Genomic DNA, 14,668 nt, shown 5'->3' with positions numbered 1-14,668 from the left:
TACAGCTAAGTCCGATCAGGACTTCTTGGCGCCTTTGCCGAAGTAGTGGTTGTAAGCCATCTTGAAATCGACCATGTAGTCGTTTTGCCATTGGCCGGCGCGCTGGGCAAATGCCTTTTGCGAATCCAGCACCTTCTTGAAGATGGCGTTTTCCCCAGCCTTCTTGGCGATGGTCTTGTCCCAGGCTTCGAGCTGCGCACGCAGGATCGCGTCGGGGGTCTTGTAGAACTTCACGCCTTGCTTCTTCAGCTCGATGTAGTCCTGCGAGTTGCGCTGAATGGCTTTCCAGCTCATGTCGGCACTGGCCGCCTGCACGGCGTAGTCGACGATGGACTTCAGCTCGGCCGGCAGGGCATTGAGCTTGGTCTTGTTGAACAGGATTTCGAACTGCTCGCCCGACTGGTGGAAGCTCTGCAGCATGCAGTTCTTCACCACATCGGGGAAGCCCAGCAGGCGGTCCGAGGATGCGTTGTTGAACTCGGCTGCGTCGATCAGGCCGCGGTCCAGCGCGGGCACGATCTCGCCCCCGGGCAGCGGGTTCACCGCGGTGCCCATTTCGGTGAACACGTCAACGGCCAGGCCCACGGTGCGGAACTTCAGGCCCTTCATGTCGGCCACCTTGGCCACAGGCTTCTTGAACCAGCCCAGTGGCTGGGTGGGCATCGGGCCGTACAGGAAGGAGGTCACATCCAGGTTCAGGCTGGCGTAGATTTCTTCCAGCAGGGCCTTGCCGCCGCCGTAGTTGTGCCAGGCCAGGACCATGTTGGGATCCATGCCATACGCAGGGCCGGAACCCCACAGGGCGAGCGCCGAGTTTTTGCCGTAGTGGTAAGCCACGACGCCATGGCCGCCGTCCAGCGTGCCTTTGGCCACTGCCTCGAGCAGCTGGAAAGCCGGCACCACGGAGCCCGACGGCAGCACTTCGATCTTGAGCTTGCCGCCCGCCATGTCGTTGACCTTCTTGGCGAAGTCCTGGGCGTACTCGTGGAAGATGTCTTTGGAGGGCCAGGTGCTCTGGAAGCGCAGCGACGTGGTCTGTGCGGTCGCAATCATCGGCACCGACATGGCGCCTGCCGCAACGGCCGCGCCCTTCAGCATGCCGCGGCGTGATGTCACGGTTTTCTTGTCTGACATGTGTTTGTCTCCAGTCTGGGTTGAGGTCGTTCATCATGCGGCCCGCAGCTCGCCCCCCTCGACAGGGTTTTCACCGACCATGATTCCTTTGTCTGACGTTGCGCCTGCCATAGGGTAAAAATGGTGTACGAAAAGCCTCTCGAAGTGCGTGTGGCGGTTGTTTGAGTCGGGCATCTCGTGTGCAAAAAACCGCTGCGTCAGCAGGGTGTAAGTCCGGTGCAAGTTTGCATGCTAACAACGTCGCATTCGACTTGGGTCAATCCACAGAGTCCGGGCAGTGGCATGCTATGCGCCATGAAACCGATCCAGCTTTTCGATCCAGCCTCCAGCACCTTCACCTATGTGCTGTTCGACCAGATCACCCGCGACGCCCTCATCATCGACCCGGTGGATGACCAGATCGAGCGCGATCTCGCCGTGCTGCGCGAGTACGGCCTGAAACTGGTCTGGACGGTGGAAACCCATGCTCATGCGGACCACATCACCAGCGCCGGCAAGCTGGCCGAACTGGCAGGGGCGAAGACGGCAGCGCCCCAAGGTTGCGGCATCGGTACCGCCGGCGTGCAGCTTGCGCACGGCGACACGCTGAGTTTTGGCGGGGAAGTGCTGCGTGCATTGCACACCCCGGGGCACACCGCCGGCAGCATGAGCCTGGTCTGGAGGCACCACGTGTTCACCGGCGACACGCTGCTCATCGGCGGTTGTGGCCGCACCGATTTCCAGTCGGGCAGTGCAAAAGACCTTTTTCACAGCATCACCCAGGTGCTGTTCAATCTGCCGGAGGACACCACCGTCTGGCCCGGACACGACTACCACGGTCGTCACCACTCCACCATCGGCGCCGAGAAGAAGCACAACGAACGTGTCGCGGGCAAGAGCGAGTCCGAGTTCATCGCCTTGATGGAGTCGCTCAATCTGCCCAAACCCCGACGCATCGACGAGGCCGTGCCTGCCAATCTCATGTCGGGACAGCGTCACGACGCGGGCGGCGTCCTGTTCATGGAGCCCCGGCCCGCGGCCGGCCCGCACACGGGCAGCTACGCGGGCGATGTGACGCCGCAACTGGCGTGGCAATGGGTGCAGGCCGGCGAGGCTGTGCTGGTGGACGTGCGCACCGATGCCGAGCGCGAGTGGGTCGGCTTCGTGCCCGGCGCGGTGCCGGTGGCGTGGAAGCAGTGGCCCGGCATGGCGATGAACCCCGACTTCGACGCGCAGGTGCGTCAGGCAGCCGGCGACAAAAAGATCGTGTTGCTGTGCCGCAGCGGCGTGCGATCGATCGCCGCTGCCAAACGCGCCACCGAACTCGGCCTGGAGGCCTACAACATCCTGGAGGGATTCGAGGGTGATCCGGATGCGCATGCGCACCGCGGGCAGCAAGGTGGCTGGCGACACCGGGCGCTGCCCTGGCGCCAGAACTGAGCGCTGAAGCGCGCGAGGTCCCTGCTACCAGGCAGTTGGTCGGCCACCGCTGGTCGCGCGACTTGCCTGCAATTTGAGAAGAAAGCGTCACTACCCCTGTCAGGGCTGACAGGGTTCGTGTGTTTTTTCACGAATTTCTTTTTCAATGGGGTTTTCCATTCCAAAAGGATTGCTCCATGACGTCGTTGGCCTGCTCTCGGGAAAAGGCACCCTCCAGCCCCCCGATCTCCGATCATCTGGCGGGGCGCATTCAGCGCGAATTCACCACCCGTTGGGACACGCTCTGGAGCGGGCGCTCACTGCTGCATGGCCGAGAGGCGGGTCCCGGCGCGGTGCGGCTCAACGGCAACGACTACCTCAGCCTCACCGGCCATTCCGAGATCGTTCAAGCGCAGACGCTGTCGATCAAGACCGACTCCGAGTTCGTCATCCAGTCCGGCGTGTTCCTGCTTGACGAACACCCCGCGCGCAAGCTCGAACTCAAACTCGCCCACATGCTGGGTCAGGAAGACGGCCTCATCTGCCAGTCGGGCTACGCGGCCAATCTGGGCCTGCTGCAGTCGATCGCCGACGAAAAGACCGTGATCTACATGGACACGTTGGCCCACACCTCGCTGTGGGAAGGTGCGCGCCGCGCCGGGGCCACCACCCACCCGTTCCGTCACAACGACGCCGAACACCTGGAGCGGCTGGTGCAGCGCCACGGCGCCGGTGTGATCGTGGTGGATTCGATCTACAGCACCACGGGCGCCGTGTCGCCTCTGGTGCAGGTGGTGGAGGTGGCCGAGCGCTGGGGCTGCATGACGCTGGTGGACGAATCGCATTCCCTGGGCACGCACGGCCCGCAGGGCGCGGGCCTGTGCGCCGAGCTCGGTTTGAGCCACCGGGTGCACTTCATCACCGCCAGCCTGGCCAAGGCGTTCGCCGGACGCGCCGGTTTCCTGAGCGTGCCCGCGGCCATGCGCAACTACGTGCTGAGCACCAGCTACCCCAACATGTTCAGCTCGTGCTTGCTGCCGCACGAGATTGCCGCACTGGACGCCACGCTGGAGGTGATCCGCCGCAGCGACACCGAGCGCGCGCGCCTGCATGCCCACACGCGCCAGTTGCGCGGCATGCTCAGCGACCTGGGTTACCCGATCCACCAAGGCACCGAACAGATCATCGCCCTGGAGGCTGGCACCGAACCCGCCACCATGGTGCTGCGCGATCTGCTGGAGGAGCGGGATGTGTTTGGTGCGGTGTTCTGTGCGCCGGCCACCAGCCGCAACCGCACCATGGTGCGCCTCACGCTGCACGCAGCGCTCACCGATGCCGAGCTCGACCATGTGGCCGCCGTGGCGCGTGAGTTGGCGCCGGTGGTCAAGCCGTGGGACTGGCCAATTGCGCGGCGCGCCCGCGCGGCCTGCGCTCAGTTGTCCTGAACGCTGCGGTGGCCTTCGGCGTCCAGAAAGCGCCGGTAGCCGTAGATGGGATGCGGCAGGTCCGTGGCGTCAAGTGAGAACACCGCCGCCGTGATCAGCTTGTCCTCACCCAGGCTGAAAGCCGGCGCAGTGCGCACCGGTCCGCTCAGATTGAGCTGCTGGTGCAGTTCCACGGCCGCCAGCTGGTTGCCCGCCTGCACAGCGCGCACCACGTCGAACCCCAGGCCGGCCGAGCCAGCCAGTTCCGCCAGGTCGGCGAGGCTGCTGGTGGGCTCCAGCTGCAGCCAGTGTGCGTCGCCCACGCCGTCCAGGCCGATCAGGCCAAACGGCTCACCCAGCACGGCGTATTCAACCCAGTTCTGGCTGGCGAAGGTCTGCAAGGCCTGCGCGATGGAAGGAATCTGCAGCAGCGATTGTTGCGACGGCTGCAGCGCGCCGCGCCACAGCGTGTTCAGGCGGGGGTGGGGTGCGTGCATGAGCTTGCGCAAGACACCCATCAGGTGGCGCGTGATGTCGGTCGTCTGTTTGGGCACGAATTGGTCGATCAGTCCGTTGTTGAAGGCCTGGATCGCGATCTGCTCGTCGGCCTGGCCGGTCAGCAGCACGCGTGAGCCGGGCCAGTCCAGCAGGGTGTTGAGCACCTTCAAGCCGTCGGTGCCGGGCATCGCGTAGTCGACCACGCAGGTCTTCACCAACTGGTAGCGCGCCGGGTTCACCGACCAGTAGCGCAGGATCTGCGGCAGCAGCGCCTGCCCCTGGCGCCAGCGTTCGATCATCTGCAACTGCAGCATGGCGTCGGCTTCCCACCGGGCAGGCTCCTGCTGCATGCGCTGCGCAAACCCAGACGGGCGCGAAAACAGTTCCACCTGCCAATGCGTCGGAATCACCATACCGAGCATGTCGAGGTAGTCGGTGTCATCGTCCAGAAACAGGATGCTGCCAGGACGGTGGAATAAGGGGATCGTCAGTGCCATCAGGTTGTCAGCGAGTGGGAGGATGAAGTCGCGGGAGTCGGGGTCGGGATCGGAAGATCGATCATGAACACCGCGCCCACGCCGGGTTCCGAATGCACGCTGAGAGTTCCCTGCGCCGCTTCCACCACGTTTTTGCAGAACGTCAGACCCAGGCCGTTGCCAGCACCTGCCAGCGTGGAAAAGAACGGTTCGAAGATTCTCGTCTGCTGTTCGTGGGCAATGCCGATTCCGTCGTCAGATACTGCAATGCGGCCCTTGCCGTGGTGCACACCCACGTCCAGCCGCAAGTCGCCCGGACTGGGTGCATTGCTGGCCGAGGCCAGCGCGTGCAGCGCGTTCTTCATCAGATTGGTGAGCACCTGGGAGAACAGCTGGCGGGAGGCAACGAAGTGAAAGTCCTGCTGGATGTGCACCTGAACACAATCTCGCTCCCTGGACGAGCGGTAGGGGTAGTGCAGCACCACGTCCTGCACCAGTTCGGCCGCGCGGATCGAGGACTTGTCGCGGGGCAGTCGAATCAGTTGTGCATTCGATATCTGGGTATCGATCTGCCGGTTCATGCTGCGCACCAGGTTCTGCAACCGGGTGGCCAGCTCGTCGAACCTTTTCTGTTTGGCCTCCGGCAAGTCGTGCTGCGACAGGTTGCGCAGCACGTCGCCCATCAGGTGGACGGTGGCCAGCGGCGTGCGCAGCTCATGCGCCATCACGCCCATGGTGCTGAGCGTGTTGATCAGGCGCGTGCGGCGCAAGTTGGCGCTGGAGGCCCCCAGCATCACGGCCGCGCCCCATGCGAAGGCCAGCACGACCAGATGATCGGGCCGTGTGGCGGCTTCCGTCAGCGGTATTCCCAGCATCTGTGTCAGCCCCAGGCTGAGCCCCGCTCCCGCGACAACACCCAATGTGGCCACCCGCCAGTCGGTGAGGTGGTAGTAGATCACCAGCATGCAGGACACGCTGGCCAGCCAGACGTCGTTGCCGTCGTTGAGCCAGTACATCCAGGAAAAGAACATCGGTAACTGCAACCAGCTGGCCAGGGAAAAGATCCAGATCGTGGCCTTGGAGGTGAGGTCCCGATTGATCATGCCGAACAGCAGCGGGATGCCCAGGCTGGCCATGGCCAGTCGGGTAGGCACGCTTTCGTAGGGCTGCGGCAACAGGTCGATCCAGATCCAGCCAAAGGCGATATGGCCGAGAATGGTGAACGCACCCAAGTACTGCAACCGTGCACGGGATGGGTGCAAAATGGGTTCCAGGGGTGCATGGACCACCTCGTCCAGCAACCACCTCCACAGTCGCGCCTTGGCGCTGTGCAACCTCAACCGGTCCAGAGGCAATATGTACTCCTTTGATCGTCGAGCACCCGTTGCCCGCACCGGCTGCCCAAACACGTACCCCATTGTCTGTGCAACAGGCTGTTTCAAACCATGACCTTACCTGTCAACTTTGACAGTGTCAGCCTGGACAGCATCCTGGCCGACTGGGTCTGCGCACTGCATGATCAGGGCGTTGAGGCCGTCATGGTGCTGGGTCCGGCGCCCACCGGCGGAAGAGACGAGCGCGAGGTGCTGGCGGTGCACCCCCCTCGCTTGCTCTCGGCCGCCCAGGCCTTGGCCGACAGCCGCGATTTTGGTGCCAGTTGGCGCGAAAGTGATGCGCCCCTCGTGGCCTGGCAAGACATCTCCAAATCCGTTTTTGAACAGTCCAGTCGCTGGCGCCGCCTGTGGCTCGCACACGGTTACCAGACACTGGTGCGCGTGGCATTCAGCCTGCCCGCCGGTCGCGCCTTTGAATGTTTCATGTTCAGCCCCCGGGCGTTTGCCGATCGCTCCGAAGCGGCCGCGCTGGCCTGGTCGGCTTTCAATATCTGGCCCATGTTGCGCCGTGCCATCGCCGAAGCTCGCGTGGGCTTGAGCCCCCGCGAGCTGGAAAGCCTGAACATGGCGTTTGAAGGGCTGACGGCGCGCGAAACCGCCGTTCGCATGGATTGTTCGGAACGCACGGTGAACTACCACCTGGCCAACGCCATGGGCAAGCTCAAGACCGACAACAAGCTGGCGGCTGTGCAGCGCGCCTGTTGGATAGGTCTGATTTAGTCCGATGCTGCAGTGCGCAAACCCCCCGGGGTTGCCGTGGTCATAATCCGCGCATGACTTTTCTGGCCCTGGACGTTGGCAACACCCGCCTGAAATGGGCCCTGTATGAGGAGCCGCGATCCGGTTCACGCCTGATCGCGCAGGGTGCGCAGTTTCTCGAAAACATCGAAACCCTGGCCGAAGGTGATTGGGCCGACCTGGGCGCCCCGCAGTGGGTGTTGGGCTGTGTGGTGGCGGGGGATGCAGTCAAACGCCGGGTTGAAGAGCAGCTTGAACTGTGGGACGTGACCCCGCAGTGGGTGGTCTCCGGCAATGCAGAAGCGGGGGTGATCAACGGCTACGACCACCCGGCACGGTTGGGTTCGGACCGCTGGGTCGCCATCATCGGTGCGCGCCAGCGCCTGGTCTCGCGAGGCCTGGCGCGGCCTTGTGTGGTGGTGATGGTGGGCACCGCGGTGACGGTGGAAGCCATCGACACCGACGGGCGTTTTCTGGGCGGCATCATCCTGCCCGGCCACGGCATCATGCTGCGCGCGCTCGAGTCCGGCACGGCCGGCCTGCACGTGCCCACCGGCGAGGTGCGTGACTTCCCCACCAACACCAGCGACGCGCTCACCAGCGGCGGCACCTTCGCCATTGCCGGCGCGGTGCAGCGCATGGTGGACAACCTGCGCCGCCATTGCGGCGATGAACCCGTGTGTTTCATGACCGGCGGCGCTGGCTGGAAGATGGCTCCCAGCATGGCCCTTCAGGTCGAGCTGGTGGAAGGCCTGATCTTTGACGGGCTGCTGGAGATGGCGTCGCGCCGTTTGACCACCGCGTGAAGTCCCTTGGGGCAGACCGATCCGGCGCCCGGCCGCCCCAAGGCGCAGCGTGGGGGCGCTATGCCTTGGCTTCACCCCAGGGCAGCATCAGGGTGAGGGTGAGCAAGCGCCGGAATTCGGGCTCGAACTCGTCGATGATCCGCTGCGGTTCGGGGCACAGGGTGGTGTCGGCGATCACACCGAACTGCACGCCGCCACCGTAGCTCAGGATCGACACCCCCAGGCCCACCGTGCCGGTCTGCGGTACCCAGAACATCGTTTGCTCCAGCGTGGAGCCGCAGACCTTGAGCTTGGTGGCCGGGCCCGGAACGTTGGTCATCACCGCGGTGGTCTTGCGGCCGAACAGGCTGAGCATGGCGTCCTGCGCGGGCTTGACCAGCAAGCCCGCCACCGAGAGCAAACCGAAGGTCAGCAGGGGTTGCAGGCTGCCCTTGAGATTGTTCATGCGCGAGCGCACGGTGAACACACGTTCGACCGGGTTGGTGCAACCGATGGGCAGCACCAGCGGCACCAGCCCGAACCGGTTGCCGAGTTTCCAGGCGTCTTCCATCGGGCGCAGGTTGATCGGCACCATGGCGCGGATCTCCTGGCCGGTGGGATCGTCGCCCAGGCTTCGGAGGTAAGCACCGATGGCGCCGGCCACGCACCCCAGCAGCACGTCGTTGACCGAGCAGTTCAGTGCCTTGCCGATGGCTTTCACCTCGTCCAGCGGTATCGGTTCGCACCAGGCCACGCGTTTGGTGTTGCCCGGTTGTCCCTTGAGCCGGGTGGGCGAGTCGTCGGGCATGAGCGCGAGTGCGGCCAGATCGCTGGCGAGCTGACCACCCATGCGCGCCAGATCAACCGCCTGGCCGAGCGAGTCGGTCAGGCTCTGTTGGGGGGAGGCCAGCATGGCAAACGACTTGGCGGCACTGCCACCAGCCGCCTCCAGCGCCTTGGCGGTGAGATCGCCGAACGGCCGGATCAGTGTGTCGACCACCCAGTCTTCGGCGCCGTCCAGGCCGGGCTTGGTCGTCTTGCGGTCCTTGCGCTGCGGCGGTGCACCGCCGCCGTCGACCAGGCTCATCATCACGCTGATGAGCGCAATGCCGTCGGCAATGCAGTGGTGGATGCGCGCGACCAGCGCCGAGCCGCCACCGTACTGTTCGATCAGCTCGAAGCGCCACAGCGGGTGCTGGCGGTCCAGCGGCTGCATGGCGAGTTCGGCCACGCGGGCCTGCAGGGCATCCTGTTCGCTTTGCGCGCCGGTTTGCGAGAGCCGGTGCGTGACCACATGGCGGTCAAGGCGGAAGTCGGCGTCGGCTATCCATTGCGCACCCGTGGCGTCTTCGCGCGCCAGCTGCACGAAGCGGCGGTAGGGCAGCAGACGCTCGCGCACCCGTTCGTTCAAGGACTCGATGGTGATGCCCGGTTGGAGGATCCAGACGCCCACGATCATCATGAGATTGGACGGTGAATCCATGCGCAGCCAGGCCGTGTCGACCTTGCTCATGCGCTCGCCTTCCAGCCCGAGCGTGCTGGACAGCGCCTGCTTCACCGCTGGCAGCACGCCAGCCGCGGCGCCGTTGATGGCGTTCGGGCGGCGAGTGGCAGGGCGACTGGCGCGCACCGCCGGGGTGCCGCTGCGGGCGGCAACGCGTTGAACCATGGATGCTCCTCGGGTGGCTGGGCGGGTCTTGGGTTGTGGCCCTATTGTGCAGAGGCCGCCAACCGTAAGATAGCGGGAGAGCCCTTAGCCCGCGGCGCGCCTGCCGGGCCATTCATTCAACAACAGGAGCATTCATGGCCGATCTCAAGTCCCTATTCGAAGCCGCGGTGGCGAATTCCAAGAACCTGAGCGAGCGGCCCGACAACGCCACTCTCCTGAAGATTTACGCCTTGTACAAACAAGCCGCCGAAGGAGATGTGGAAGGCAAGAAGCCCGGTTTTGGCGACATGGTCGGTCGCGCCAAGTGGGACGCGTGGAACGGCTTCAAGGGCACCGAAAAAGATGATGCGATGCAGCAGTACATCGACCTCGTCCAGAGCCTGAGCTGAGCGTCAGCCAGCCTTCTTCTTTTTGGCGGCCGGCTTCTTCGCCGCCAGCAGTTCGTCGAGGTTCTTCACGATCTCGCTCTCGATGCGGTCCTTGAAGGCGCCCAGCAGGAAGCCCAGGCGCGCATCGAGCTCAAACTTGTCCGCCGATACCTTGAGCGTGCCACTCACGCCCGAGCGGGTGAACTGCACTTCGTCGCAGTCGTCACCTTCTTCATAGGTGCAACTCATGTCGAAATCGTTCTCGGCCTGTTCCGCCCAGCGCCAGGCGAGCTTGCGCGCAGCGCCCATGCCGAGTTGGTGATCGCGTTCGATGTGGATGTCGGCCATGTGTGTCTCGCGTGTTGTTGTCAGGGGCGGTCGTGGTGGGTGGCTGCCCAGGCGGTGGGCGCCAGCTCTCGCAGGGCGGCTTGGCGCTCTTCTTTCGGGCGATCGGCCAGTGCGCGCACCGCATCATAAAACCGTGTGAAATCGCGGCCCTCGCGCTCGAACAGCGCTTCAAACGCAGGCACCCAGTCGTCGTAGGCCGCCTGCGCTGCAAAGCTGGCGTTGTTGGCCACCGCCACAAAGGGGTCGTAACCGGCGTAACCGTTCCAGCCGGCTTTCAGGCGCTCGTACTGTTGCCGGAAATCCCTCATGGCGACGGCTTTGCGTTGCAGCTTGGTGTCGTCCAGCAGGTGGACATCTTCATAGATGGCCTTGAGACGCTCGCGGGTCGAGCGGGTGAGGGCGCGGAAAGCCCGGCGGCGGTTGTCGAAGGTGGCGTAGTCGGCGCGGGCCTGGTCGGTTGACCGGTTGAGCCACCGTGCCGCGCCCAGCCGCTCGACCGTGGTGGCGAACGACTCGTTGAAGGCGGTGTCGTTCTGCACATAGACCACCTGGTGCGAGAGTTCGTGAAAGATGAAGCGAGCCAGCTCGCCCTCGGGGTAGGTGATGAAGGTGTTGAGCAGTGGATCGCCGCCGGCCCAGTTCATCCAGCCGAGGGTGGAGTAGGCCTGAACCGGATAAACGGCCACCTCCAGTGCCTCATCCAGACTGTCGGCGAAGGCCCGTGCGTCCGACTCCAGAAAGTAGCCGCGGTAGCCCACGCAACCGGCCACCGGGAAGCACCAGGTCTCCAGTGTGAGCGAGAGCGCGGGCGCGGCCACCACGTTGTAGACAGCGGCGCGCCGCTGCAGGTCGGCGTAGCGGTGGTAGCTGGCGTTGTCGGGCAGGGCCAGCTCGCTCACCGCGAACTGGCGGATGCGCCGCGCCTTCTCCAGCCGTTCCTTGAGCCCGGACGGAACAGCGTCGTCAGCCAGCCAGTCGTCGACCGGGCGCGCGGCCTGCAACATTTTCAGATGCCCGCTGACCGACTGCCAGTAGTAGCCCACGCCGGTCGTGTTGGTTGCGCAGCCGGCGCTCAGCATGGCCGCGAATGCGAGTGCCGGCAGCTGCTTCACGGTGGCCTCAGGGCACGCTGGCCACTTCGACCAGACAGTCGTAGAACACTGGCCCGCGACCCATGTCGGTGAGTTGCTGGCTGGTGACTTCGTTGACGTTGGTGCCCGAGGGTCCGAGCTTGCGCCACCAGATGCCCAGGCCGTTGACCACGCCGGGCCGTGCCCGCGTCGACACCTTGGCCTTGCAGCGGTATTCGCCGCGGTCGTTGAACACGCGCACCATCTGGCCGCTCTCGATGCCGCGCAGGGCTGCGTCGTCGGCGTGGATTTCCAGCAGCGGTTCGCCTTCGATGTCGCGCAGGCTCTGCACGTTGACGAAGCTGGAGTTGAGGAAGTTGCGCGCCGGTGGCGAGATCATGGCCAGCGGGTAGGCCGGCGACGAGCCTTGCAGTTCGTGGTTGGGCAGGTGGTCGGGCAGGCCGTCCATGCCCTGCGCGGCCAGGCGCGCGCTGAAGAATTCGCAGCGGCCCGAGGGCGTGGGGAAACCGCCGTTGGCATACGGTGCTTCAGGCACGGGCAGGGTGGTGAAGCCCTGGTCGAGCAGTTGCTGGAAATCCACCGTGTTGCCAAATGCGGTGCGGCACAGGGTCTCGTCGTCGTCCTGAAAACACGGATCGTCAAAACCCATGCGCGCGGCCAGCGCGCGGAAGATGTCGGTGTTGGTGCGCGCCTCGCCCACGGGTGCGATGGCCGGGCGATTGAGCAGCACGTCGGTGTGACCGTAGCTGGTGTGGATGTCCCAGTGTTCGAGCTGCGTGGTGGCCGGCAGGATGATGTCGGCGTGGTCGGCGGTGTCGGTTTTGAAATGCTCCAGCACCACGGTGAACAGGTCCTCGCGCAGGAAGCCCTGCACCACCTTGCCGGATTCGGGCGCCACCGCCACGGGGTTGCTGTTGTAGACGATGAGCGCCTCGATCTTCGGGCCGAAGCCGGCCGAACCTTCATGGAGCAGATCGTTGCCGATGGTGCTCATGTTGATCGTGCGCGGGCTTCTGCCGGCCAGCAAGTCGGGCCGGTGCAGCGCCGCGCGGTCAACCGGGAACAGGCCCGAGCTGGAGAGCAGCAGGCCGCCCGCAGACTCCCGCCAGGCACCCACCAGCGCGGGCAGGCAGGCGATGGCGCGCACCGCATTGCCGCCGCCCCGCACGCGCTGCATGCCGTAGTTCAGGCGGATGGCGGCCGGCTTCGTGGTGCCGTAGGCGCGCGCCAGATCGGTGATCTGCTGCACCGGAATGCCGCAGACGTTCGCCGCGCGCTCGGGCGGCCACCGCAGCGCGCGCTCGCGCAGGCCTTCCCAGCCCAGCGTGTGCTGCGCGATGTAGTCGTGGTCCAGCCAGTCGTGCGTGATGAGCTGGTGCATGAGCGCGAGCGCCAGCGCCGCGTCGGTACCCGGGCGCAGGGCGATGTGTTCGTGGCACTTCTCGGCGGTTTCTGAACGCCGCGGGTCGATGCAGACCAGACGGGCGCCGTCGCGCTTGGCCTGCTGGGCCAGACGCCAGAAATGCAGGTTGCTGCCGATGGAGTTGCTGCCCCAGATCAGGATCAACTTCGAGGCCGCAAAGTGCTCCACCTTCATGCCGACCTTGCCACCCAGGGTCTGCACCAGCGCCTCGCCGCCGGCCGATGCGCAGATGGTGCGGTCCAGGAACGAGGCGCCGAGCCGGTGGAAAAAGCGCGCGGCCATGCCTTCACCCTGCACCTGCCCCATGGTGCCGGCGTAGCTGTACGGCAGAACAGCTTGCGGGTCTCGGGTGGCAATGGTTTTCAGGCGGTCGGCAATCGCATCCAGTGCTTCATCCCAGCTCACGCGTTCAAACTGCCCGCTGCCCTTGGGGCCGGTGCGTTTGAGCGGGTGCAGCAGGCGCTCAGGGTGGTAGGTGCGCTCGGTGTAACGCGACACCTTGGTGCACAGCACGCCGTCGGTGTGTCGGTGCTCGGCGTTGCCCTGCACGCGCACGGCCACGCCGTTCTCCACCGTGGTGACCAGGGAACAGGTGTCCGGACAATCGTGGGGACAGGCACCGCGGATCGTGAGCGCAGTCGTGTTCATCGGATGGGTGTTGCCAAAAGGAGTCGGGACGTGGGGGATGGCAGGGCGCTTGCTTTACCCTGCTCGGTGTCCAAATCAGCATATCAGGAGTATCCGCATGCAGCGTCGTGAAGCCCTATCCCAAGTGTGCAAGCTGGTCGGCTCGGGGGCTCTGGCTTCCTGGGGCGCCTCCGCCAGCGCGCAGAGCTCCGCCTTGACCGACGCCCGCATCGTCCTGGGGCAGTCCGCACCTTTCACCGGTGCAGCCGTGCAGCTGGGCTTGCAGTTCCATCTGGGGGCGCAGGCCTACTTCGACACGGTCAACGCGAAGGGCGGCGTCCAGGGCCGCACGATCGAGATCAAACGGCTGGACGACGGCTACGAGCCCGAGCGCTGTGTCGCCAACACCCGCCAGCTCATTGCGGATGACGTGTTCGCCCTGTTTGGCTACATCGGCACGCCCACGAGCCTGGCCGCCTTGCCGCTGGCCACCACCGCCAAGGTGCCGTTCTTCGCACCGTTCACCGGTGCACAGGCACTGCGCGATCCGTTCAACCGCTACGCCATCCATGTGCGCGCCTCCTACTTTGACGAGACGGCCGCCATCGTTCGCCAGATCACCTCCACCGGCATCAAGAAGATCGCGGTCTTCTACCAGAACGACGCCTACGGCAAGACCGGTCTGGAGGGTGTGACCCGGGCCATGACCGCCATGACCATGGAGCCCGTGGCCCTGGGCACGGTGGAGCGCAACACCATCGATGTGGAGCAGGCGGTGAAGGACATCCTGGCCCAGAAACCCGAGGCCATCGTGCAGATCGGGGCCTACAAGGCGGTGGCCACCTTTGTGCGGCAGGCGCGCCGTGCCGGATTCCACGGCAACTTCTACAACGTCTCGTTTGTCGGCACCCAGGCCCTGATCGACGAGCTCGGGGCGGAGGCCCGTGGTGTGTCCGTGAGCCAGGTGATGCCCTTCCCCTACACGCCGGCCACACCGCTTTCAGGCGAGTACCTGGCGGCCATCAAGGAGAAGCGCGGCATCGAGCCCAACTACTCGGGCATGGAAGGCTTCGTGGCGGCCAAGGTGTTCACCGAAGGTGTGCGCCGCGCGGGGAGGGCGCTCACGCGCGAGGGCTTCATCAACGCCGTGCAAGGCATGCAGAACGTGAATCTGGGCGGGTTCCCGTTGGACTTCGGACCGACAAAACACACCGGCTCCCGGTTTGTTGAACTCACGCTGCTGACCGAAGACGGTCGCATTCGCCGATAGGCGGGCTTGCCTCGTCCTCGCGTGG

13 protein-coding genes and 1 pseudogene are annotated in these 14,668 nt (G+C 65.1%); 7 read left to right on the top strand and 7 right to left on the bottom strand.

Annotation, left to right across the window (positions count from 1 at the left end; all coding sequences use genetic code 11):
- Nucleotides 1-15 precede the first annotated feature (15 nt).
- A complete protein-coding gene (locus IV113_RS09915; RefSeq protein ID WP_291083827.1) occupies nucleotides 16-1,134 on the bottom strand; it encodes a TRAP transporter substrate-binding protein in 1,119 nt (372 codons plus the stop codon).
- Between the two features lie 228 nt (nucleotides 1,135-1,362).
- Between IV113_RS09915 and IV113_RS09910 the strand changes: the two are divergent.
- The 3 genes and pseudogenes from IV113_RS09910 to cqsA form a co-directional block, all read left to right on the top strand.
- Nucleotides 1,363-1,929: pseudogene (locus tag IV113_RS09910) on the top strand (MBL fold metallo-hydrolase); the annotation flags it as partial.
- Nucleotides 1,930-2,133: 204 nt separating this feature from the next.
- Complete coding sequence (locus tag IV113_RS09905; RefSeq protein ID WP_291084174.1) at nucleotides 2,134-2,553, top strand: rhodanese-like domain-containing protein; 420 nt, start codon at nucleotides 2,134-2,136, stop codon at nucleotides 2,551-2,553.
- 176 nt (nucleotides 2,554-2,729) lie between these two features.
- Nucleotides 2,730-3,977 carry an alpha-hydroxyketone-type quorum-sensing autoinducer synthase gene (gene cqsA, locus IV113_RS09900; RefSeq protein ID WP_291083824.1) on the top strand — a complete coding sequence of 416 codons (1,248 nt, stop codon included), beginning with the start codon at nucleotides 2,730-2,732 and terminating at the stop codon, nucleotides 3,975-3,977.
- On the opposite strand, the gene IV113_RS09895 is transcribed toward cqsA, so the two are convergent.
- Entirely contained in the window at nucleotides 3,965-4,951 is a 987-nt protein-coding gene (locus tag IV113_RS09895) for a response regulator (protein ID WP_291083822.1), read from the bottom strand. The two genes, cqsA and IV113_RS09895, sit on opposite strands and share 13 nt — an antisense overlap.
- Nucleotides 4,951-6,192 carry a HAMP domain-containing sensor histidine kinase gene (locus IV113_RS09890; protein WP_291083819.1) on the bottom strand — a complete coding sequence of 414 codons (1,242 nt, stop codon included), beginning with the start codon at nucleotides 6,190-6,192 and terminating at the stop codon, nucleotides 4,951-4,953. The genes IV113_RS09895 and IV113_RS09890 overlap by 1 nt, the downstream gene beginning before the upstream one ends.
- 183 nt (nucleotides 6,193-6,375) lie before the next feature.
- Between IV113_RS09890 and IV113_RS09885 the strand changes: the two genes are divergently transcribed.
- Together IV113_RS09885 and IV113_RS09880 are read left to right on the top strand one after the other, a co-directional pair.
- Entirely contained in the window at nucleotides 6,376-7,044 is a 669-nt protein-coding gene (locus IV113_RS09885) for a helix-turn-helix transcriptional regulator (RefSeq protein WP_291083817.1), read from the top strand.
- Nucleotides 7,045-7,097: 53 nt separating this feature from the next.
- Nucleotides 7,098-7,868 carry a type III pantothenate kinase gene (locus IV113_RS09880; protein ID WP_291083815.1) on the top strand — a complete coding sequence of 257 codons (771 nt, stop codon included), beginning with the start codon at nucleotides 7,098-7,100 and terminating at the stop codon, nucleotides 7,866-7,868.
- 58 nt (nucleotides 7,869-7,926) lie between these two features.
- Here IV113_RS09880 and IV113_RS09875 read toward each other — a convergent pair whose 3' ends face one another.
- On the bottom strand, nucleotides 7,927-9,360 hold the full coding sequence (locus IV113_RS09875; protein WP_291084171.1) for a wax ester/triacylglycerol synthase family O-acyltransferase: 1,434 nt from the start codon (nucleotides 9,358-9,360) through the stop codon (nucleotides 7,927-7,929).
- 290 nt (nucleotides 9,361-9,650) lie between these two features.
- Between IV113_RS09875 and IV113_RS09870 the strand changes: the two genes are divergently transcribed.
- On the top strand, nucleotides 9,651-9,905 hold the full coding sequence (locus tag IV113_RS09870) for an acyl-CoA-binding protein (RefSeq protein WP_291083813.1): 255 nt from the start codon (nucleotides 9,651-9,653) through the stop codon (nucleotides 9,903-9,905).
- Nucleotides 9,906-9,908: 3 nt separating this feature from the next.
- On the opposite strand, the gene IV113_RS09865 is transcribed toward IV113_RS09870, so the two are convergent.
- The 3 genes from IV113_RS09865 to IV113_RS09855 are packed head-to-tail and all read right to left on the bottom strand — an operon-like array spanning nucleotide 9,909 to nucleotide 13,394.
- Nucleotides 9,909-10,232: a polyhydroxyalkanoic acid system family protein gene (locus IV113_RS09865; RefSeq protein WP_291083811.1), complete on the bottom strand. Its 324-nt coding sequence runs from the start codon at nucleotides 10,230-10,232 to the stop codon at nucleotides 9,909-9,911.
- Nucleotides 10,233-10,252: 20 nt separating this feature from the next.
- Entirely contained in the window at nucleotides 10,253-11,311 is a 1,059-nt protein-coding gene (locus IV113_RS09860; RefSeq protein WP_291084168.1) for an aminopeptidase, read from the bottom strand.
- Between the two features lie 40 nt (nucleotides 11,312-11,351).
- A complete protein-coding gene (locus IV113_RS09855) occupies nucleotides 11,352-13,394 on the bottom strand; it encodes a molybdopterin oxidoreductase family protein (RefSeq protein ID WP_291083808.1) in 2,043 nt (680 codons plus the stop codon).
- Between the two features lie 97 nt (nucleotides 13,395-13,491).
- Between IV113_RS09855 and IV113_RS09850 the strand changes: the two genes are divergently transcribed.
- Nucleotides 13,492-14,643, top strand: coding sequence for an ABC transporter substrate-binding protein (locus IV113_RS09850; protein WP_291083805.1), 1,152 nt, complete (start codon nucleotides 13,492-13,494; stop codon nucleotides 14,641-14,643).
- Nucleotides 14,644-14,668: the final 25 nt, after the last annotated feature.

This window comes from Hydrogenophaga sp., from assembly GCF_018780385.1.
Taxonomy (GTDB): Bacteria; Pseudomonadota; Gammaproteobacteria; order Burkholderiales; family Burkholderiaceae_C; genus Hydrogenophaga.
The sequence above is the reverse complement of the archived record's forward strand: the minus strand, read 5'-3'. Positions and strand labels throughout refer to the sequence as shown.

What these genes read in the sequence shown, in the direction of transcription:
- IV113_RS09915 (WP_291083827.1), bottom strand. Translation starts at nt 1,134, where the DNA reads ATGTCAGACAAGAAAACCGTGACATCACGCCGCGGCATGCTGAAGGGC.
- IV113_RS09905 (WP_291084174.1), top strand. Translation starts at nt 2,134, where the DNA reads ATGGAGCCCCGGCCCGCGGCCGGCCCGCACACGGGCAGCTACGCGGGC.
- cqsA (WP_291083824.1), top strand. Translation starts at nt 2,730, where the DNA reads ATGACGTCGTTGGCCTGCTCTCGGGAAAAGGCACCCTCCAGCCCCCCG.
- IV113_RS09895 (WP_291083822.1), bottom strand. Translation starts at nt 4,951, where the DNA reads ATGGCACTGACGATCCCCTTATTCCACCGTCCTGGCAGCATCCTGTTT.
- IV113_RS09885 (WP_291083817.1), top strand. Translation starts at nt 6,376, where the DNA reads ATGACCTTACCTGTCAACTTTGACAGTGTCAGCCTGGACAGCATCCTG.
- IV113_RS09880 (WP_291083815.1), top strand. Translation starts at nt 7,098, where the DNA reads ATGACTTTTCTGGCCCTGGACGTTGGCAACACCCGCCTGAAATGGGCC.
- IV113_RS09875 (WP_291084171.1), bottom strand. Translation starts at nt 9,360, where the DNA reads ATGAGCAAGGTCGACACGGCCTGGCTGCGCATGGATTCACCGTCCAAT.
- IV113_RS09870 (WP_291083813.1), top strand. Translation starts at nt 9,651, where the DNA reads ATGGCCGATCTCAAGTCCCTATTCGAAGCCGCGGTGGCGAATTCCAAG.
- IV113_RS09865 (WP_291083811.1), bottom strand. Translation starts at nt 10,232, where the DNA reads ATGGCCGACATCCACATCGAACGCGATCACCAACTCGGCATGGGCGCT.
- IV113_RS09860 (WP_291084168.1), bottom strand. Translation starts at nt 11,311, where the DNA reads ATGCTGAGCGCCGGCTGCGCAACCAACACGACCGGCGTGGGCTACTAC.
- IV113_RS09855 (WP_291083808.1), bottom strand. Translation starts at nt 13,394, where the DNA reads ATGAACACGACTGCGCTCACGATCCGCGGTGCCTGTCCCCACGATTGT.
- IV113_RS09850 (WP_291083805.1), top strand. Translation starts at nt 13,492, where the DNA reads ATGCAGCGTCGTGAAGCCCTATCCCAAGTGTGCAAGCTGGTCGGCTCG.